The sequence below is a fragment of the Aminobacter sp. P4_H6_2 genome (assembly GCF_056400805.1).
In genome coordinates this window covers 1-16,203 of sequence record NZ_JBFUKO010000066.1, presented here as the reverse complement: position 1 = coordinate 16,203, position 16,203 = coordinate 1, and the positions used below count along the sequence as shown (strand labels likewise).

The following is a 16,203-nucleotide window of genomic DNA, read 5'->3' as shown; positions in this document are numbered from 1 at the left end:
GGCGAAGCCGATGCGAGGCCGGAAGGCCTTGCAGCGGCTGAGGGACAGACGGAAAAACCCGAGAAAGCCTGATCGGCAACGGCAGGCACTTGGCGCACAGACCGGCAAAACCGGGTTTCTTGAACCTGAAAGCGCGATGGTCTAGACGGCGGCAAGAAAATTTCTCGCCAGAACCGGGTTCCCCCGGAGAAACGACGGCCAATGGATCGCATCAGAATTGTCGGCGGCAACGAGCTGACCGGAATCATCCCGATCTCGGGCGCGAAGAATGCTGCCCTTCCCCTGATGATCGCCTCGCTGCTCACCGACGATACGCTGACGCTCGAAAACGTGCCGCATCTGGCCGATGTCGAGCAGCTGATCCGCATTCTCGGCAATCATGGCGTCGACTATTCCGTCTCGGGGCGCCGCGAGCGCCAGGGCGAAGGTTATTCGCGCACCATCTCGTTCACCGCCCGCAACATCGTCGACACGACAGCTCCTTATGAGCTGGTCTCCAAGATGCGCGCCAGCTTCTGGGTCATCGGGCCGCTGCTTGCCCGCATGGGCGAAGCCAAGGTGTCGCTGCCGGGCGGTTGCGCCATCGGCACGCGGCCGGTCGACCTGTTCATCGACGGCCTGCAGGCGCTCGGCGCCAAGATCGAGGTCGAAAACGGCTACATCCTGGCTTCCGCCAAGAACCGCCTCACTGGCAATCGTTACACCTTCCCCAAGATTTCGGTCGGCGCCACCCATGTGCTGATGATGGCGGCAACGCTTGCGCGTGGCGAAACAGTGCTCGAAAACGCTGCCCGTGAGCCCGAAGTCGTCAATCTCGCCGAGTGCCTCAACGCCATGGGTGCCAAGATATCAGGCGCGGGCACCTCGACCATCACCATCGAAGGCGTCGATTCGCTGTCGGGCGCGCGCCACCGCGTCATCCCCGACCGCATCGAGACCGGAACCTATGCCATGGCGGTCGCCATGACCGGCGGCGACGTTCTGCTCGAAGGTGCGCGTGCCGACCTTTTGCAGGGCGCGCTCGACGTGATCTCCCAGACCGGTGCCGAGATCATCGAGACCAATTCCGGCATCCGCGTGCTGCGCAACGGCTCGGGCATCTCGCCGGTCGACGTCACCACCGAGCCATTCCCAGGCTTCCCGACCGATCTTCAGGCGCAATTCATGGGCCTGATGACGATGTCGAAAGGCAAGTCGAAGATCACCGAGACGATCTTCGAAAACCGCTTCATGCATGTGCAGGAGCTCGCCCGCCTTGGCGCCCACATCACGCTTTCTGGCCAGACGGCGATCGTCGAAGGCGTTTCCAAGCTCAAGGGCGCGCCGGTGATGGCGACTGACCTGCGCGCTTCGGTGTCGCTGGTCATCGCCGGCCTTGCCGCCGAAGGCGAAACGACGGTCAACCGCGTCTACCATCTCGACCGCGGCTTCGAGCGGCTCGAAGAAAAGCTGTCGCGCTGCGGTGCGGTGATCGAGCGCATCAGCGGGTGATTTTAAGGCAGTAGGGCAATAGGGCAGTAAGGCAGTCGGTTCTGACCGCCCTATTCCCATACTGCCCTACTGCCATACTGCCTTCCCTTTGGCACCAAGACCGCCTAACAAAGCCGGAAGCATCACCTTCCCGCACAGGCAGCCGACCGGACATGAATCAGCTCAAGCTAGTCGCCCTCGACGAAGAAGATCTGGAGATCGTCTCGGCTCATGTACAGGATGCGGTGATCAAGGTCGGCGACCTCGCTTTCGATGCACCCGCCAAGCGCTTTGCGATGGCGATGAACCGCTTCGCCTGGGAAACCAAGAAGGGTTTCTTCCGCCCGAAATATGAGCGCCGGCGCTCGATCTTGCATTTCGACCGCGTGCTGTCGGTCAAGATGTTCGGCATTTCGCGTACCAAGACCGACGAAGTGCTGGAACTTCTGGCGATCGGTTTTGCGCAGGACGAGGGTCCTGCCGGAACAATCGAGCTGTTGTTTTCCGGCGATGCCGCAATCCGGCTCGAGGTCGAGGTGATCGAAGCCAGATTGACCGACACCGGCGCTGCCTGGCAGGCCTCCTCCCGCCCCATTCACAAGACCTGAGCATTTTTCCATGGCCATCACGCTTAGCCAATCCGACGCCGGTTTCGAGAAGCGCTTCGCCGCCTTCCTGACCACCAAGCGCGAGGTGTCGCCCGACGTCGACGCCACTGTGCGCGCCATCATCGACGACGTGCGCAGCCGTGGCGACGCGGCCCTAATCGACTACACCAAGAAATTCGACCGCGCCGACCTCACCACACTCGGCATCGCCGTGACGCGCGCGGATATCGATCAGGCCTATGTCGACGCCGACCCCGAGATTGTCGAGGCGCTGCGCTTTGCCCGCGACCGTATCCGCTCGCACCATGCCCGCCAGATGCCCAAGGACGACCGCTACGTCGATTCGATCGGCGTCGAGCTCGGTTCGCGCTGGACTGCCGTCGAGGCCGTCGGGCTGTATGTTCCCGGCGGCACGGCGAGCTATCCGAGTTCGGTGCTGATGAACGCCGTGCCGGCCCAGGTCGCCGGCGTCGAGCGCATCGTCATCGTGGTGCCCGCCACCGGCGGCGTCATCAATCCGCTGGTGCTGGTCGCAGCCGATCTCGCCGGCGTGTCCGAAATCTACCGCGTCGGCGGCGCCCAGGCGATTGCCGCCCTTGCCTATGGCACCGAAACCATCCGCCCCGTCGCCAAGATCGTCGGCCCCGGCAACGCCTATGTGGCGGCTGCCAAGCGCCAGGTGTTCGGCACCGTCGGCATCGACATGATCGCCGGCCCCTCGGAAGTGCTGATCGTCGCCGACAGCGACAACGATCCCGATTGGCTTGCCGCCGATCTGCTGGCCCAGGCCGAACATGACGTATCGGCGCAGTCGATCCTGATCACCAACGATGCCGCCTTCGGCAAATCGGTGGAAGAAGCTGTCGAGCGCCAGATCAAGCTCCTGCCCCGCGCCGAGACGGCCGCGGCCAGTTGGCGCGACTTTGGCGCGGTGATCCTGGTCAGCGACTTTGAGGCAGCAATCCCGCTGATCGACCGAATCGCTGCCGAACATCTCGAACTTGCCACCGCCGAGCCGGAAGCGCTGCTTGAACGCGTCCGCAACGCGGGCTCGATCTTCGTTGGCAAGCATACGCCCGAGGTTATCGGCGACTATGTCGGCGGTCCGAACCATGTGCTGCCCACGGCGCGCTCGGCACGCTTTTCCTCGGGCCTGACAGTGCTCGATTTCGTCAAGCGCAGCTCCATCCTGAAGCTCGGCCCCGAACAGTTGCGGGCGCTGGCGCCTGCGGCGATCGCATTGGCCAAGGCCGAAGGACTCGACGCCCATGCGCGCTCCGTCGCCATCAGATTGAACATGTAGGCGGCGATGTCCGACAAAGGCCACGCACGCTCCCGCCTGGTCGACGTCGAACTCGACGAATCGATCGGCCGTTCGACGCCCGACGTGGAGCACGAGCGCGCGGTCGCGATCTTCGACCTGATCGAGGAAAACAGCTTCCATCCGATCAATGACGACGGCCATGGGCCCTACCGGCTCAAGCTGTCGCTGGTCGACGCCAGGCTGGTCTTCGCCATCTCGCGCGAGCATGGCGAAGCGGTTGTCACCCACATCCTGTCGCTGACGCCGTTCCGTCGCATCGTGAAGGACTACTTCATGATCTGTGAAAGCTACTATGAAGCGATCCGCTCTTCGACGCCCAGCCAGATCGAGGCGATCGACATGGGCAGGCGCGGCCTGCACAATGAGGGATCGCAAACGCTGCTCGACCGCCTCTCCGGCAAGATCGAGATCGACTTCGACACGGCCCGTCGCCTCTTCACGCTGATCTGCGTGCTTCACTGGCGCGGATGACATATGGCGGCAAACGGCACCTCTCCGCGCTCTATCTTGTTCATGTGTCGAATGAATTCGGTCCGCTCGCCGATGGCCGAAGCGATTGCCCGCCATCATTTGCCGCCTTCGATCTTCGTCGCTTCGGCTGGCGTGCGCGCCGGCGACCGCGACCCGTTCGTCGATGCCGTGCTTGCCGAAGAAGGCATGGGGTTCAAAGAACACCAGCCACGCACCCTCGATGATCTCGAAGACGACTATTTCGACCTGATCGTCACGCTGGCGCCCGAAGCGCATCACGCAGCGCTCGAATTCACCCGTTCAATGGCAATCGACGTCGAATACTGGCCGACACCCGACCCAACCGCGGTGACGGGCACGCGCGACCAGATCATGAACGCCTATCGCGATGTCCGTGAGCGGCTGAAAGTCAGAATGGGCGAAAGATTCGCGCAAAAGGCAGCAGAAAACGACGCCGATTAAGCGTGTTCACAAAGCGCGGATTATCATATAGGTTCCGCGAAAATTCCGGCCAGATCGCCGGGAAAAGCCATCCAAACCAAAGGTACCGAATGCCGAAGGAAGAAGTCCTCGAGTTTCCGGGCGTTGTTACGGAATTGTTGCCGAATGCGATGTTCCGGGTCAAGCTCGAAAACGAACACGAAATCATCGCCCACACCGCCGGTCGCATGCGCAAGAATCGCATCCGCGTTCTCACCGGCGACAAGGTCCTCGTCGAAATGACGCCCTACGACCTGACCAAGGGCCGTATCACCTACCGCTTCAAGTAAGCCGCCACAGCCCAAGGGCAGTCGGCCGGCCTCAGCCTACAGGATCTTGGATTGAGCGATCTGCAAAAGCTTGTGCTTGCCTCGGGTTCGCCGCGCCGCGTCGAATTGTTGCAGCAGGCGGGCATCGAGCCGGACCGGCTGTTTCCAGCCGACGTCGATGAGCGCCCGATGCGGGCCGAGCACCCGCGCTCGCTGGCAAAGCGCCTGTCGGTGACCAAGGCGCAGAAGGCACATGACGTCCTGTCCAAGGAAGCGGAGCCGGCTTCCGGCTTCATCCTTGCTGCCGATACAGTAGTGGCCGTAGGTCGCCGCATCCTGCCCAAGGCGGAGACATCGGACGAAGCGCTGCATTGTCTGCAACTGCTTTCGGGCCGCTCGCACCGAGTCTATACCGGCCTTGCGCTGGTGACGCCCGCCGGCAAGCTGCGGCAGCGGCTGGTCGAAACGCGCGTGCGCTTCAAGCGCCTGTCGAAGCAGGACATGGAAAACTACCTCGCCTCGGGCGAATGGCGCGGCAAGGCTGGCGGCTATGGCATCCAGGGCCTCGCCGGCACCTTCGTGGTCAAGCTCGTCGGCTCCTACACCAATGTGGTCGGCCTGCCGCTCTACGAGACAACCTCGCTGCTCTCAGGCGAAGGTTACCAGGTCCAGCTCAACTGGCAGGCTGGTGCCCGCATATGACCGACAAGCCCAACGACATCGTCACGCCGCTGCGCGCCAAGATCGCCTGCCCCGAATGTGGCAAGCCCTCGGCGCGCGACAGCTACCCGTTTTGCTCGCCGCGCTGCAAGGCAGTCGACCTCAATCGCTGGCTCTCGGGCAGCTACGCCATTCCCGTCCGCGACGACGAGGAAGAAGATTCAACCAGCAGCAGCGAAGCCGGCGAACGAGGCTGAGGTGCTGTCTGAGCTTCCGCAACGGCCTGTGATTTCTTTCTGGAAAAAGACATCGTAGGCGCTGGACAGGGGCAAATCTCGTGTTATAACCCACCCGCTTTCAGGGGTGCAGCGCACCACTCGAAGCGTCCGGATCAAGGCTTTTGGCGTGATCCTGGAAGTAGGCCCAGATAGCTCAGTTGGTAGAGCAGCGGATTGAAAATCCGCGTGTCCGTGGTTCGAATCCGCGTCTGGGCACCACTTATTTTCCCAAGCAAATCAGCCACATAGACCATTCCGAGCTTCGCAGATTTGCCGGTCTCATGTCGCGTCATGTTGCAACTGGCAATCCTTGGTTTTCAAGGGTTTTCACTCACCATCGGCACGTCGACGCGACATGAACGCGACATGGATTGCCCCCGATGCGTCTTGCATTCCTGCCTTGAACAGCATTGTCTCCTCCTAGTCTTTTCGTTCCGGGGGGAGCAATGCATTCGATCTGGCAAATGATTCGCGTGTGCTACCTCGCAGCGTTCGCGCCCGACCGTTTTCACAAGGCTGACCTTCTCGACGAAGCAGAACGAAGCCAGCATCCTGCAAGCGCCGAACCGCCCATGCAGGTTGCCGAGTTCAAAAAGAAGCAGCTCGCCATCCTGCGATCTGGCTGGATCACATCGCTCGGATTGATGACCTACGCTGCGGTTGTCGGTCTGCTTTTGGGCCGAATAGCCCTCAAGGAGGTTGGCGAGAGACCAGGGATAGCTATGCTTGTCGGGGTCTGCGGCGGCGTTCTGTTGCTTTGGAGTGCGATAGCGCTACGAGGTTGGGAAATCCAAACGACGGACGGCGAAACGCTGACAGAAAAAGTCAATGTTTGGGTTGTGAGGGCAGCTTGCATCTTTGGTACGACGCTGGCTGTCATCTCCGTCAGTTGGGACGCCAGCTTTTAGCCGATTGACCCCCAGCGTATTTCTGGCACCTTCGCCGGCAGCGGGGGAACGATGGCCGACTATCGAGAGATTTCTCAGACGTACGCTCACGAGGCGATCAAGACGTGTCTGGCGCTAAACTCGGGTGCCGTGGGCATCTTGCTGACACAGGCAGGCGAGCTGCGCGGGCAAGGGCTTGCCGATGATGTGAGCTGGGCTTCGCTATTTTGGACCATAGGAGCCACTTTGGCAGCGTCCTGCTGGTTCCTTGGCTTCCTCTCGGCCCGTTACGTCGACAAAAGTGAAAGGGAAGCCGACCGAAATGGCAATCTCAACGTGGCTAATCGCTTTCAAGGGATTGGTCTTTGGGTCCTGGCGCTTTCCTTGGCCTTGTTCTTGATAGGCGCGATCTTCATCGCCTTGGCTTTGGGCGTTGAATTTCCTGCCACTGCTGTAGGATAGACGCCATGCGTAAAACTATCGCTTTGTTCGCCGTTCTTGCTGTTGCCGGCTGCACGTCGTCGGAACCTCCTCCCGTGCCGGCAGGCGGGTATTCGTTGATGGCTGCTGCCGAAGCCTCCGGGGAAGTTGCATACAAGCTCATGGAACGGGGTTTCCCTACACTACAGGCTTGCGAGCAGCGCATGCATGCTCTTGAGAACAGCCACGACATCGTGCTTCGGTGCATTGCTTCCAGCGAAGCGCATTAGGTCGTTTCCCAAGTCTTTCAGCGGGGAGATACGGCCGAAACCTCAGAGGGCTTTTCATCGGGCATCAGGCGGAGGCTTGAAGGGGACACCAGAAGCACCGCGATAAGGCCGATAGCGACGGCCAAGGCGATAACGGATAGGGTTTTCGTCATCCGGGATAAATGGGTGCTGGGCGCGCGAGGGGCAACAAGGTTTTCCACCAAGCGCCCTGCTTGACCCCCAGCGAATTTCTGGCAGGTTGCCGATTGGGGGGACATTGTCATGGAACTAGTAATATTCTGGATCATCTGCGGAGTGATCACTGGCATCATTGCCAGCGCTAAGGGGCGCAGCGGGTTCGGTTGGTTTTTGCTCGGCTGCATCCTTGGTATCTTTGGAGTGATCTTGATCGCCTGCTTGCCATCACTGAAGACGCAGCCGGTACAAGTCATCACGCATAGCTTCTCCACTCCTCCTCCTTTCGGGCCAGATCAGCAAACGCGACGGGTCAAGGTCTGCCCTGATTGCGCTGAGGAAGTCCAAGCGGACGCGCGGTTGTGCAAACACTGTCGGCACGAGTTTTCGCCGGTGCGGGTCTAGGCCGGATTGGGGAAGCCGAAGGCTCAATAAGCATGGAAGAAACCAACAGCATTTGGACCACGAAAGAAATCGTGGGTGCGATTTTAGCAACGGGGATAGTTTCAGCCATCGCCAATTGGGGGACCGGCCTAGTTAAAGGCTGGTACGGGCAAAGGCAGGCATTTCGCTATGGTGCGATGAGATCAGCCGTCGCCCTTGAACGATATGCTGTTGAATGTTGGCATATGCTCATAATGGGAGACGGAGAGTTTGAACGTCACCGCGAGATTTCGTCGAGGCATTTGCCTGCAATTCCAGACTTACCTGGCGACATCGACTGGAAGTCTCTGGATGGCGCCCTTGCTGATGATATTCTCTCGTTTTCGAATATCACCCGGGTATCCGAATCGCTCGCTAACTACGCGGAAGCCTGGGAGCAGAACCCTTACGACTATCATTCAGCAGCTAAAGAGCGCGGCCTTGCGGCGTTGAAGCTCGCCGGGCGGATCCGTAAAGTGTCAGGGATGAAGTCGCACGATGGTTTTGATCGCCTATGGGAAGCCTTCACCAAATAGCTGCGCCTAAGCCGCCTGCCGGTAATCGGTTGTCACACTCCCTGGCACCGGATGAGACAGGCGAAGCGCCAGCAGGCGGCTTGCACGGTCGTAAATATTCCAGACCAGAATAATTCGGAAGGGAACGAGGTTAGACCGTCGCAAGGCTTCACGCGCCCGGACGGCTTCAAGTACGATTGGCGCAAGGGCCGCTACTTGCGAAAAATCGCGCCCTGCAATTGATGGAGGGTGTCATGTCCAACACAGGCCACGTTCTGCCCGAGCAGAAGATGCCGAAGCTGATTGTCGTGGCGGCGTTCAACCGAGATGCCGAGGGCGACCTTCAGCCTGCGTTCGACCCCCGACAGATGCAGAGCGAAGAAGCCGCCGTGCGCTTGGCCAAGATGGTCGAAAGCGAACATGCTGGCGTCATCGCCTGGTCTCGCGATGCAAATCCTGCGATTGGCGAATATGGCGAGCCGAAGATCCTTTACCAGCACGGCGAAGTGCCGGACATGGACTGACGCTGCGGCGCTATAGAACTCTGCAACGGACGCACCCCCGATAAATCATCGCCTACGAATTTCATTCTGAAAGAGATCAAAATGCGGAAATTCTTTATTGAACCCACAGCCAAGCGCCTGATGGTCGCCATTGCCGTGTTCACTTCGCTGCCACTGCAATCACATGCACAAGAGAGCGTCAAATTCTTGGAGTTACTCGATAGCGCGCGGCAGCGTGCGATTCCGGTCGCACTCTATGACCCCGGATCCAGTAAAGGTGCGAAGCCGCTTGTAATCATTTCGCATGGTTATGAGGGGAAGAATACGGCTTACTCATTTATCGCAACGGCCCTTGCTGCCGAAGGATATGTGGTGGCGTCGATCCAGCAGGAGCTCCCCGGTGATCCCCCATTGGCAATGGACGGCGTCCTGACCGTTTCTCGGCGCCCGAACTGGCAGAATGGCGCCGAGAACATCCGCTTTGTGATTGGGGAATTGCGACAGAAAGGCATCGCCACAAGCGACGAAGGCGCGATTGTTATCGGCCACTCAAATGGCGGCGATTTATCAATGCTCTTTGCAACGGAGCACCCAGAACTTACCCGCGCCGTTTTGTCGTTGGACAACCGTCGCATGCCGCTACCTAGGACGGCAAAGCCTCGCGTCTGTTCCATACGTTCAAGTGATCAGCAGCCCGACGAGGGCGTTCTACCTGAAGCGAAACAGCAGCTTGATTTTCAGATGATCATTGGTGGCGTCCCTGGACTCGAACACAATCAGATGTGGGACGGAGCCACTGACGATCAAAAATCAAAGATGCTTTCTTTGATTTCTGAATGCTTGAAAGGTATCTAGGGCTATGTCCGGTGTGAAGTTGATGCCAGAACGACCGTCCGCAAGCGCGCGGTCCCTGTCACGCCGGTCTTGCGCGTCATGGCCAAGCACCTGAAGGGTGAGGATAAGCTGCGCTATGCCACCGTGACGGAGGTGTTGGTGCCGTGATCGCAGAAACGGCCTGCCGAGTTCATGTTCGGCAGGCCGTTCCGGCACAACTCTGGTTGCATCATCATCACTGTGCGCTGATAGGTTGCCAYGGTTGCCAGGGAACTTAAAGGCCTGCCAGCCCGCCAGCCGACAGGCCCCATTTTGAAGCGCGTCAGAGGAGGCAAACACGCTTCACGGACAACGAAGACCCACCCTTGCGGCGTGATGGATCTCTTCGATATGAGCGTAGCTGAAAGGTTAAGACTGCGCTCATTCGTCTCCGCTCGATCAAACGAGGTGCACCCGGATCGGGTTCCCCCTAAAAGCAGAAAAAGCCCCGCCACCTTTAGGCAGCGGGGCCTCTTGATTGGTCAGGCTTAAGGACGCGGTACTGGATACATGACCGCTAAGCCATGGTCGCTCGGCTTGGTTAACCGCCGGTAAAAGCCTCGGCATCGTCAATCCATTGATCTAATTGCTAGTGGTCGGATGGCAGGGCAAGATTGCCGTGGGTTGGCGGGGTAGAGTGCCGGCGCGACGCCTTACATCCTACAAGAGAGCATTGCGTCGGTATCCCCCGCCCCCCAAAGCACACATAAATGCCGTGCGCGGTGCAACTTGCCTGCTTGGATGCAACATCCGAGCAGGCATTTGTTTGAGTCGTGCAGGGCGCCAAAACGCGAAAAAGCCCGCTACCTTTCGGCAGCAGGGCAAAGGATGGGAGAGATCAACCAGGTCAGGCTAACATGATTCCCTGATGTAACGGAAAACGGTCAGGGTGGCGGTCGACCTGTGACCGCGTACCATGCTGCAGCGGCACCGGCGGCGGCCGACAACAACGCCTTGCCGACCGACCACAAGCCCCGGCCCATAGAYCCSGCAAACACCACKCGATCGCGCACCTGGGCATACTCGGCTGTMGTTGGTTTGATCGCSTCGACGGACTTCTCCAAACCGTCCAGCCGATGCTTRATCCCCATCACTTCGAGGCGAAGATCCTCTTGCGCCTGATAGCCTCGCCGTCGGCTCTCGGCGGCTTCCTTGCCTTGCTCGGTCAGCATCGTCAGCGAGGCGACGACGGCCTTAAACTGCTCTTCCAATCTGATTTGCCGCTCCCCGATGGTTTCGCGCGTCATTGCCGGCTTTCCTTYCCATGGCGAGCGCACTCGCTCTTGGTCCATACGCCGCCCGCGCAAAGACCCGCCGCCGTCTCGTTGATGCCCGCCTGGTCGGCTGGCGTCTTGCCTCGCGCGCCGATCAGCGAGGTACCGACCACAGCGCGCAGCCCGTTAGTGCTGGCAGGTGCCGGTTTCGAAGTCGAACAGCCCGCCAACGCCAGTGCAGCGGCGAAGCTCAGGCGGGTAGAGATCAGGCCGCAGAACGCTGCGGCCTATGCCGGTCGCACGCTCGACCGCCAGAACCCGGTTTGCCGGGACAGTCTTCCACTGGCTGATCGCCTGTGGCGTCACCCCTATGCGTCGGGCAAGCTCCTTCGAAGCGCCTACCGCCTTCTTAGCTCTTTCAAGTGGCGTCATCATCCTCATCCGATTGGCTGATAAGGATGATATTAAAGCAGCGCTTAACCTTAAAATCAAGCTACGCTTCATTGTTTGGCTAAAGCATGCCTTTATTATCGCCTAGAAACCTGGAGACAGTGAGATGGCCGACACGATCGGGGCGCAAATCCGGAAAGCGCGCAAAGCTTCGGGCAAAACCCAGCAGGAAGTAGCCGACCACCTAAAGGTTAGCGTCCAGGCCGTTTCCCAATGGGAGACCGATAAAACCACGCCAAGCACTCGAAATCTCCTGGATCTATCCAAGTATATGAGCCTGGATCTAGAGGCGCCCATTACCAGAACCATCAGTGACTCCTTGTTTGAGCTGGACGATGTGCCGGTCAGGGCACCGATAGTTGAATGGAAGTCTCCGGAAGACTGGCTCAACCTACCAAACCCGGAAGACTGGTTTTCGTCACCTCTGGCACCTTCAAAATTTCTTCAGATCACATGGAAGCCAGTTGGTGACGTATTCGCTTTAGTCTGCCGATCTGGCTTCATGACGCCGACTTTCAAAACCGGCGATATCGTGGTCATCGACACAGGGAGAGCCCCCGAGAAGGGAGACTACGTTGTCGCTCAAATGGATAAGACTACGGAGGTTTTCCTCGCGTCCTACCGCCTGATTGGCCGAGATGAGCACCGCGCCCCCATCTTTGAACTACACTTCGACTCAGGTGCCCGCTCACCCAGAAGGGTCGACGCCGACAATCCTGGTCAAGTGATAGGCACCGTGCGAGAGCATCGCCGGTTCTTTCGCATGGATTAATAATCAAGCAACGCTTGACACCTAAAATCAAGTATGGCTTGATACGCCTCGTTAACCAACGAGGCACGCATGCTCGCACCCGCAAACACACAGACTGGCCATGAGCTTTCGAGCAAGGACATTGCCGAGGCCACAGGCAAAGGGCACAAGACCGTTCTCCGCGACATCCGGAAGATGCTCGCTGACCTCTATGGCGAAGATGGTACAGATTTGTACCATCCGGGCATCCGGATCGAGCGGGATATCCGCGACTACATTTCCCTCATTTGGCTTGATCGCGAGCACGCGATGACGCTCGCCACCGGATATGACGTGAAACTCCGCAAGCGGGTGGTCGACAAGCTCGCAGAGCTCGACGGAACTCCAGCCCGCCTGCCCACCACTGCCGAGGCCTTCGCCAACGTCTTCCAGATGGTGGCGGATCAGGAGCGCCGAGGGGCCGAGCAAGATCGGCAGCTCAGAGCGATCAGTGCCGATATCCAGCTGATCAAGGACACGGCCCCCCTCACCGCAAAACCGCAGAACGCTGAATCGCTGTCAGAGGTCAGGAAGCGGACCAATCGGCGATATGGGTTGCCGCAACGCATTATCGACGCGGTGATGGGCGACCTGCCCTACAGCCCGCGCCCGTTTCAGATGGTCAAGAACAGCCACGAGAACGCAAAGGGCAGCAGCTATGCGGTCTGGCGCATCATCGATGTGACCAAGCTTTTCGCCCGCTTCGTCGGCGAATGCACGATGGTCACTGCGACGCAGGCAATCCATCCAGACATCGAGAGCCGGTTCAAGCTGACCGGAAAGGCAGGTGTATGATGATCCGCCTTGCCAATGATGACCGTCGCGGAGACGTCGCGAGACATATCGACACGAGCGATTTGCTCGAGGCCCTGGCAATTTGCGGCATCGTGTATCGCCAGTGGCGGGACAGCAACGACTACATCTATCAGACCGATCCTGCTTCACCGCGCTATCTGATGCAAGCATCAGATGGGAACTACGTCGAAGTTGGAGGATTTCTGCCGGAACCGCAGACCAGTTTTAACGGCAAGCCGATGCCGATCAGCAGATTGGCCGCGCTCGCAATAGGGATAGAGCGGCCGACCACTCCCTTGATGTGGGCATTGTGGCGGGGCGGGATCGATATCGATGGTGAAGACGTACCAACGACTGTCAGCGATTTCGCAGAATGCCTTGTCGAATACGTCGCGATCGAGCGTGACGAGAGAAACCTGAAGTAGACCAACGCGTAGCCCGCCGCGGCTGACGCGGCACCCTGAACAATCTGGAGACTACCAATGCCGAACCCTGTTCAGGCTGCCGCCGAAGGCATGCCCGAAATCAACCGCCGTCGCCTACTGCTCGGGCTTGCCTCTGCCTCCACTGCTGCCGCAGTCGGCGCGATGCCTGCGCCTGCACTTGCAAGCCCCGCGATTGCGGAGAACCCGCGATTGCTGGAACTGGCATCCAAACTTCCTGCACTGGTCTCTGCACACAACGAAGCTCAGCAGGCTCAGGATGCTGTCGAGGCGAAGTGGAACGCTGTCTGGCCATGGGCCCCTGACGAACTGACTGCGCTTGGAACTGCGCATCCCTGGGAAGGTAAGCAGCCCGGCGAGCCGGAAATGCGGGTGATGGGCGGTTATCTGTGGCGCAAGGGGGACGCCTTTCCTCGCCGCATCGTTGTGACGACGCGGAAGCTGTGGGGGGAATTCAACCTCGTCCGGTATCATTTGGGCGTCCTCCGCAAAGGCAAGCAGAAGAAGAGCGGCGGCAAAACCGAAGCCGCGTGGCGTGATGAACTCGCGCGGCTGGAGCGACAGCACGGCATCGCCGAGACCTACGAAAAGGAGTGCGCTCGGCTTAAAGGGCCAGCGACGGCCGAATACGAGACAAAATGGACGGTTACGCACAGGTTCCGCGATGAAATGGAAGACCTCATCGCGGCGATGATGAATGAACCCGATCTCACCATGGAGGGGCTGCTTATCAAGGCCCAGGCGCTGGCCGCGTGGGACAAAAGCGGCAAGGGAATGGCCAAACTCGCCATCCGCCACGCCATACAATGGCACGGGCAGATCGCTGCATCGATCCTGCGCCATGCGGAAGGCGGTGCAAGCTCATGAACGACCTGTTTCCAATCGACGTGCCAACCGACGCAATCTTTTCCGACGCTCTGCGGATCGACCCAGTCCTCGGCGACGGCATGTTCCCACGCTTGCGCGAAGGCTTCGATTTCGTGCTGGTCAAGCCGGTGCACGGTTATGTCGGGGAGGGTACTTACGTCTACCACAATGGCGTCGGTCCCGAGCTCGTCTGCGTCCAGAACATGATCGACCGGCTTCGGCTGTTCAAAGAGAACCAGCGCTATTCCGATCACTACTGCTCGAAAGAACAGTTCGACGACAGCGTGCTCGCCATCGTCGTTGCGGACATCAAAGTGCGTGACCATCGGTTCTTGGAGGGAGGGCGTCGCAATGGCTGACCTCCGAGAGATCGAAGTCCTGATCGCTGCACACGCCGCAACGTGGGTGACGCTGGACGCGGCCTGCGAGGCGACTGACAACGCATCCGGCAAGGATGCCAAGGCGACAGCCGAAGCGGCGCAGGCCATAACCAGCGAAGCCACATTCGATGCGATTTGGGCCATCATCGAGCATCCGTACTCTTCGCTTGATGGCCTGAAGCGCGGCATGGCCTACCTCGTCGAGCACCATCGCTCGACCGGCGACGGCAATCTTGGTCAGTGGCTGCTTGGCCTAGCCTGCCACATGGCCGGCGTATCCGAGGAGGAAGCGGCATGAGGCTGATCCGCTCCCTGCTGGCGCTCTATCACTCAAAGCGAGCCCTCGACCTGCAACGCCGGTCCGATTGGCATGCCGAGCGCTTCGGCGCACTGCGGACCACCTGTCGACCAGCCGCTGCGCCCATGTCTGCCGCCGAGCTTTTCCTTCTGGCATCGATCGTAGGTGTCGGCCTCGCCGGCATCTGGGTTGGCATCATCTGGAGGGCGGCATGAAAGCACGCCCCCTCCCCGACAGCCTGCCGCCGGTCGGCATCAGCCGCGAACAGGCTGCAGCCTTCATCGGCATCAGCTCAACCTTGTTCGATCGGCTGGTTCATGAAGGCATGATGCCGGACGGCAGGCAGATTTTCGGTCGTATTGTCTGGGACGTTCAAGAGGTGGCGGACGCCTTCCGGCGTTTACCACACCGCTCGGAGGCCGTTGACCTGAAGCCCGAAGGGAGCAATCCTTGGAACTGATGCCGAAGAAGCTTCCTAAAGGCGTAACCATTGACCGAGACAAGCGCAAAAACGTGCGCTTGTATTTCCGCGCGCCTGGCCGTTCGAAGGTACGGCTCACCGAGTCGCCGGGAACTAAAGAGTTCGAGGCCGAAGTGTCTTGTGCGCGGCTCGGCTTGCCATACCAGAAGGCCGGGGCCGAGACGGCTAAGGGGCCTGCCGGCGCAGCCGAAGGTTCGCTTCTATGGCTCATTCACCAATACAAAGCCCGCGCGAAGATCGCCGCCAGCGGCTTGGCAAGGCGCGCACGCCTGCTCGACGAAATTGCCTTGAGCAAGCACCGCGACAAGAAGCGCGGGTCCCTGCCCTTCGCGCTTATGGAGCGTAAGCACATCCTCGAAATTCGGGACACGCTCCGCTCGACCGCTGGTGCCCAAAACGACATCGTGAAAGTTCTGTCCGCGCTCTTCGGATGGGCGGTGGAGAACGACATTGCCAAGGTCAATCCGGCTCTGCGCATCAAGCGGCTGCATTCCGGCGACGGCTTCCACACTTGGACCAGAGAAGAGGTATTGCAGTACGAGCAGCGTCACCCCGTCGGCACTAAGGCCCGCCTTGCTCTTCATCTCGCGATGTTTACCGGCCTGCGTCTGTCCGACCTGGCTATCGTTGGGCGGCAGCATATCCGCGACGGGTGGTTGACCATTCGTCCAGGAAAGACTGCGAAATCTTCGGGCGTCGTGGTCGAGCTCCCGGTCATTGCGCCGCTGCGCGCCACACTGGACAGCAGCGAAACCGGCAACCTCACCTTCCTTGTCACCGAGTTCAACAAGCCGTTCACCGTCAACGGGCTTGGGAACAAGATGCGACAGTGGTGTGACG

Annotated in this window: 26 protein-coding genes and 1 tRNA gene; 24 read left to right on the top strand and 3 right to left on the bottom strand. The window is 59.8% G+C overall.

The window, feature by feature from the left end:
- Positions 1–201 precede the first annotated feature (201 nt).
- The 12 genes from murA to AC1DUU_RS08085 all read left to right on the top strand — a co-directional run bounded on the left by murA (position 202) and on the right by AC1DUU_RS08085 (position 7,157).
- Positions 202–1,491: a UDP-N-acetylglucosamine 1-carboxyvinyltransferase gene (murA, locus tag AC1DUU_RS08140; protein WP_476782912.1), complete on the top strand. Its 1,290-nt coding sequence runs from the start codon at positions 202–204 to the stop codon at positions 1,489–1,491.
- Positions 1,492–1,643: 152 nt separating this feature from the next.
- Positions 1,644–2,078 (top strand): DUF2948 family protein, encoded by a 435-nt coding sequence (locus AC1DUU_RS08135; protein ID WP_476782911.1) that lies wholly within the window; start codon positions 1,644–1,646, stop codon positions 2,076–2,078.
- Positions 2,079–2,088: 10 nt separating this feature from the next.
- On the top strand, positions 2,089–3,381 hold the full coding sequence (gene hisD, locus AC1DUU_RS08130) for a histidinol dehydrogenase (RefSeq protein ID WP_476782910.1): 1,293 nt from the start codon (positions 2,089–2,091) through the stop codon (positions 3,379–3,381).
- Positions 3,382–3,387: 6 nt separating this feature from the next.
- Positions 3,388–3,873, top strand: coding sequence for a UPF0262 family protein (locus AC1DUU_RS08125; protein ID WP_067965312.1), 486 nt, complete (start codon positions 3,388–3,390; stop codon positions 3,871–3,873).
- A 3-nt stretch (positions 3,874–3,876) separates the two neighbouring features.
- Positions 3,877–4,335 (top strand): arsenate-mycothiol transferase ArsC, encoded by a 459-nt coding sequence (locus tag AC1DUU_RS08120; RefSeq protein ID WP_476782909.1) that lies wholly within the window; start codon positions 3,877–3,879, stop codon positions 4,333–4,335.
- Between the two features lie 89 nt (positions 4,336–4,424).
- Positions 4,425–4,643: a translation initiation factor IF-1 gene (gene infA / locus AC1DUU_RS08115; RefSeq protein ID WP_006200926.1), complete on the top strand. Its 219-nt coding sequence runs from the start codon at positions 4,425–4,427 to the stop codon at positions 4,641–4,643.
- Positions 4,644–4,694: 51 nt separating this feature from the next.
- Positions 4,695–5,324: a Maf-like protein gene (locus AC1DUU_RS08110; RefSeq protein ID WP_476782908.1), complete on the top strand. Its 630-nt coding sequence runs from the start codon at positions 4,695–4,697 to the stop codon at positions 5,322–5,324.
- On the top strand, positions 5,321–5,539 hold the full coding sequence (gene yacG / locus AC1DUU_RS08105; protein ID WP_476782907.1) for a DNA gyrase inhibitor YacG: 219 nt from the start codon (positions 5,321–5,323) through the stop codon (positions 5,537–5,539). The genes AC1DUU_RS08110 and yacG overlap by 4 nt, the downstream gene beginning before the upstream one ends.
- Positions 5,540–5,703: 164 nt before the next feature.
- Positions 5,704–5,779 (top strand) — tRNA-Phe (locus AC1DUU_RS08100).
- 227 nt (positions 5,780–6,006) lie between these two features.
- Entirely contained in the window at positions 6,007–6,468 is a 462-nt protein-coding gene (locus AC1DUU_RS08095) for a hypothetical protein (RefSeq protein WP_476782906.1), read from the top strand.
- Positions 6,469–6,519: 51 nt separating this feature from the next.
- Positions 6,520–6,909, top strand: a complete 390-nt coding sequence (locus AC1DUU_RS08090) for a hypothetical protein (protein WP_476782905.1) — start codon at positions 6,520–6,522, stop codon at positions 6,907–6,909.
- Between the two features lie 5 nt (positions 6,910–6,914).
- A complete protein-coding gene (locus tag AC1DUU_RS08085) occupies positions 6,915–7,157 on the top strand; it encodes a hypothetical protein (RefSeq protein WP_476782904.1) in 243 nt (80 codons plus the stop codon).
- Positions 7,158–7,174: 17 nt separating this feature from the next.
- Here the strand turns inward: AC1DUU_RS08085 and AC1DUU_RS08080 are convergent, their stop codons facing one another.
- Complete coding sequence (locus AC1DUU_RS08080) at positions 7,175–7,606, bottom strand: hypothetical protein (protein ID WP_476782903.1); 432 nt, start codon at positions 7,604–7,606, stop codon at positions 7,175–7,177.
- A 162-nt stretch (positions 7,607–7,768) separates the two neighbouring features.
- Here AC1DUU_RS08080 and AC1DUU_RS08075 point away from each other — a divergent pair, with 162 nt between their 5' ends.
- The 3 genes from AC1DUU_RS08075 to AC1DUU_RS08065 all read left to right on the top strand — a co-directional run bounded on the left by AC1DUU_RS08075 (position 7,769) and on the right by AC1DUU_RS08065 (position 9,627).
- Positions 7,769–8,290, top strand: a complete 522-nt coding sequence (locus tag AC1DUU_RS08075) for a hypothetical protein (RefSeq protein WP_476782902.1) — start codon at positions 7,769–7,771, stop codon at positions 8,288–8,290.
- 233 nt (positions 8,291–8,523) lie between these two features.
- Positions 8,524–8,793, top strand: a complete 270-nt coding sequence (locus AC1DUU_RS08070; protein WP_476782901.1) for a hypothetical protein — start codon at positions 8,524–8,526, stop codon at positions 8,791–8,793.
- 81 nt (positions 8,794–8,874) lie between these two features.
- Positions 8,875–9,627, top strand: coding sequence for an alpha/beta hydrolase (locus AC1DUU_RS08065; protein ID WP_476782900.1), 753 nt, complete (start codon positions 8,875–8,877; stop codon positions 9,625–9,627).
- 902 nt (positions 9,628–10,529) lie between these two features.
- Here AC1DUU_RS08065 and AC1DUU_RS08060 read toward each other — a convergent pair.
- Positions 10,530–10,892, bottom strand: a complete 363-nt coding sequence (locus tag AC1DUU_RS08060; RefSeq protein ID WP_476782899.1) for a hypothetical protein — start codon at positions 10,890–10,892, stop codon at positions 10,530–10,532.
- A gap of 153 nt (positions 10,893–11,045) precedes the next feature.
- On the bottom strand, positions 11,046–11,294 hold the full coding sequence (locus tag AC1DUU_RS08055; protein ID WP_476782898.1) for a Cro/CI family transcriptional regulator: 249 nt from the start codon (positions 11,292–11,294) through the stop codon (positions 11,046–11,048).
- Positions 11,295–11,415: 121 nt separating this feature from the next.
- Between AC1DUU_RS08055 and AC1DUU_RS08050 the strand changes: the two genes are divergently transcribed.
- The 9 genes from AC1DUU_RS08050 to AC1DUU_RS08010 all read left to right on the top strand — a co-directional run.
- On the top strand, positions 11,416–12,081 hold the full coding sequence (locus AC1DUU_RS08050; RefSeq protein WP_476782897.1) for a helix-turn-helix domain-containing protein: 666 nt from the start codon (positions 11,416–11,418) through the stop codon (positions 12,079–12,081).
- 69 nt (positions 12,082–12,150) lie between these two features.
- Complete coding sequence (locus tag AC1DUU_RS08045) at positions 12,151–12,894, top strand: Rha family transcriptional regulator (protein ID WP_476782896.1); 744 nt, start codon at positions 12,151–12,153, stop codon at positions 12,892–12,894.
- Positions 12,891–13,319, top strand: a complete 429-nt coding sequence (locus AC1DUU_RS08040) for a hypothetical protein (protein WP_476782895.1) — start codon at positions 12,891–12,893, stop codon at positions 13,317–13,319. The genes AC1DUU_RS08045 and AC1DUU_RS08040 overlap by 4 nt, the downstream gene beginning before the upstream one ends.
- A 57-nt stretch (positions 13,320–13,376) precedes the next feature.
- Positions 13,377–14,204 (top strand): hypothetical protein, encoded by an 828-nt coding sequence (locus tag AC1DUU_RS08035; protein WP_476782894.1) that lies wholly within the window; start codon positions 13,377–13,379, stop codon positions 14,202–14,204.
- Complete coding sequence (locus AC1DUU_RS08030) at positions 14,201–14,563, top strand: hypothetical protein (RefSeq protein ID WP_476782893.1); 363 nt, start codon at positions 14,201–14,203, stop codon at positions 14,561–14,563. Before AC1DUU_RS08035 ends, AC1DUU_RS08030 begins: the two co-directional genes overlap by 4 nt.
- Positions 14,556–14,882 carry a hypothetical protein gene (locus AC1DUU_RS08025; protein WP_476782892.1) on the top strand — a complete coding sequence of 109 codons (327 nt, stop codon included), beginning with the start codon at positions 14,556–14,558 and terminating at the stop codon, positions 14,880–14,882. The genes AC1DUU_RS08030 and AC1DUU_RS08025 overlap by 8 nt, the downstream gene beginning before the upstream one ends.
- The gene (locus AC1DUU_RS08020) at positions 14,879–15,097 is read left to right on the top strand and encodes a hypothetical protein (RefSeq protein WP_476782891.1); all 219 of its coding nucleotides are present in this window, start codon (positions 14,879–14,881) and stop codon (positions 15,095–15,097) included. The genes AC1DUU_RS08025 and AC1DUU_RS08020 overlap by 4 nt, the downstream gene beginning before the upstream one ends.
- The gene (locus tag AC1DUU_RS08015) at positions 15,094–15,342 is read left to right on the top strand and encodes a hypothetical protein (protein WP_476782890.1); all 249 of its coding nucleotides are present in this window, start codon (positions 15,094–15,096) and stop codon (positions 15,340–15,342) included. The genes AC1DUU_RS08020 and AC1DUU_RS08015 overlap by 4 nt, the downstream gene beginning before the upstream one ends.
- On the top strand, positions 15,333–16,203 hold an 871-nt coding region (locus AC1DUU_RS08010; RefSeq protein WP_476782889.1), incomplete at its 3' end, for a tyrosine-type recombinase/integrase. The genes AC1DUU_RS08015 and AC1DUU_RS08010, both read left to right, overlap by 10 nt.

Coding starts and splice junctions, on each gene's coding strand:
- AC1DUU_RS08025 (WP_476782892.1), top strand. CDS start 14,556: ATGGCTGACCTCCGAGAGATCGAAGTCCTGATCGCTGCACACGCCGCA.
- yacG (WP_476782907.1), top strand. CDS start 5,321: ATGACCGACAAGCCCAACGACATCGTCACGCCGCTGCGCGCCAAGATC.
- AC1DUU_RS08090 (WP_476782905.1), top strand. CDS start 6,520: ATGGCCGACTATCGAGAGATTTCTCAGACGTACGCTCACGAGGCGATC.
- AC1DUU_RS08125 (WP_067965312.1), top strand. CDS start 3,388: ATGTCCGACAAAGGCCACGCACGCTCCCGCCTGGTCGACGTCGAACTC.
- AC1DUU_RS08135 (WP_476782911.1), top strand. CDS start 1,644: ATGAATCAGCTCAAGCTAGTCGCCCTCGACGAAGAAGATCTGGAGATC.
- AC1DUU_RS08085 (WP_476782904.1), top strand. CDS start 6,915: ATGCGTAAAACTATCGCTTTGTTCGCCGTTCTTGCTGTTGCCGGCTGC.
- AC1DUU_RS08055 (WP_476782898.1), bottom strand. CDS start 11,294: ATGATGACGCCACTTGAAAGAGCTAAGAAGGCGGTAGGCGCTTCGAAG.
- AC1DUU_RS08065 (WP_476782900.1), top strand. CDS start 8,875: ATGCGGAAATTCTTTATTGAACCCACAGCCAAGCGCCTGATGGTCGCC.
- hisD (WP_476782910.1), top strand. CDS start 2,089: ATGGCCATCACGCTTAGCCAATCCGACGCCGGTTTCGAGAAGCGCTTC.
- AC1DUU_RS08030 (WP_476782893.1), top strand. CDS start 14,201: ATGAACGACCTGTTTCCAATCGACGTGCCAACCGACGCAATCTTTTCC.
- AC1DUU_RS08015 (WP_476782890.1), top strand. CDS start 15,094: ATGAAAGCACGCCCCCTCCCCGACAGCCTGCCGCCGGTCGGCATCAGC.
- AC1DUU_RS08120 (WP_476782909.1), top strand. CDS start 3,877: ATGGCGGCAAACGGCACCTCTCCGCGCTCTATCTTGTTCATGTGTCGA.
- AC1DUU_RS08095 (WP_476782906.1), top strand. CDS start 6,007: ATGCATTCGATCTGGCAAATGATTCGCGTGTGCTACCTCGCAGCGTTC.
- AC1DUU_RS08020 (WP_476782891.1), top strand. CDS start 14,879: ATGAGGCTGATCCGCTCCCTGCTGGCGCTCTATCACTCAAAGCGAGCC.
- AC1DUU_RS08075 (WP_476782902.1), top strand. CDS start 7,769: ATGGAAGAAACCAACAGCATTTGGACCACGAAAGAAATCGTGGGTGCG.
- AC1DUU_RS08045 (WP_476782896.1), top strand. CDS start 12,151: ATGCTCGCACCCGCAAACACACAGACTGGCCATGAGCTTTCGAGCAAG.
- murA (WP_476782912.1), top strand. CDS start 202: ATGGATCGCATCAGAATTGTCGGCGGCAACGAGCTGACCGGAATCATC.
- infA (WP_006200926.1), top strand. CDS start 4,425: ATGCCGAAGGAAGAAGTCCTCGAGTTTCCGGGCGTTGTTACGGAATTG.
- AC1DUU_RS08070 (WP_476782901.1), top strand. CDS start 8,524: ATGTCCAACACAGGCCACGTTCTGCCCGAGCAGAAGATGCCGAAGCTG.
- AC1DUU_RS08050 (WP_476782897.1), top strand. CDS start 11,416: ATGGCCGACACGATCGGGGCGCAAATCCGGAAAGCGCGCAAAGCTTCG.
- AC1DUU_RS08035 (WP_476782894.1), top strand. CDS start 13,377: ATGCCGAACCCTGTTCAGGCTGCCGCCGAAGGCATGCCCGAAATCAAC.
- AC1DUU_RS08040 (WP_476782895.1), top strand. CDS start 12,891: ATGATGATCCGCCTTGCCAATGATGACCGTCGCGGAGACGTCGCGAGA.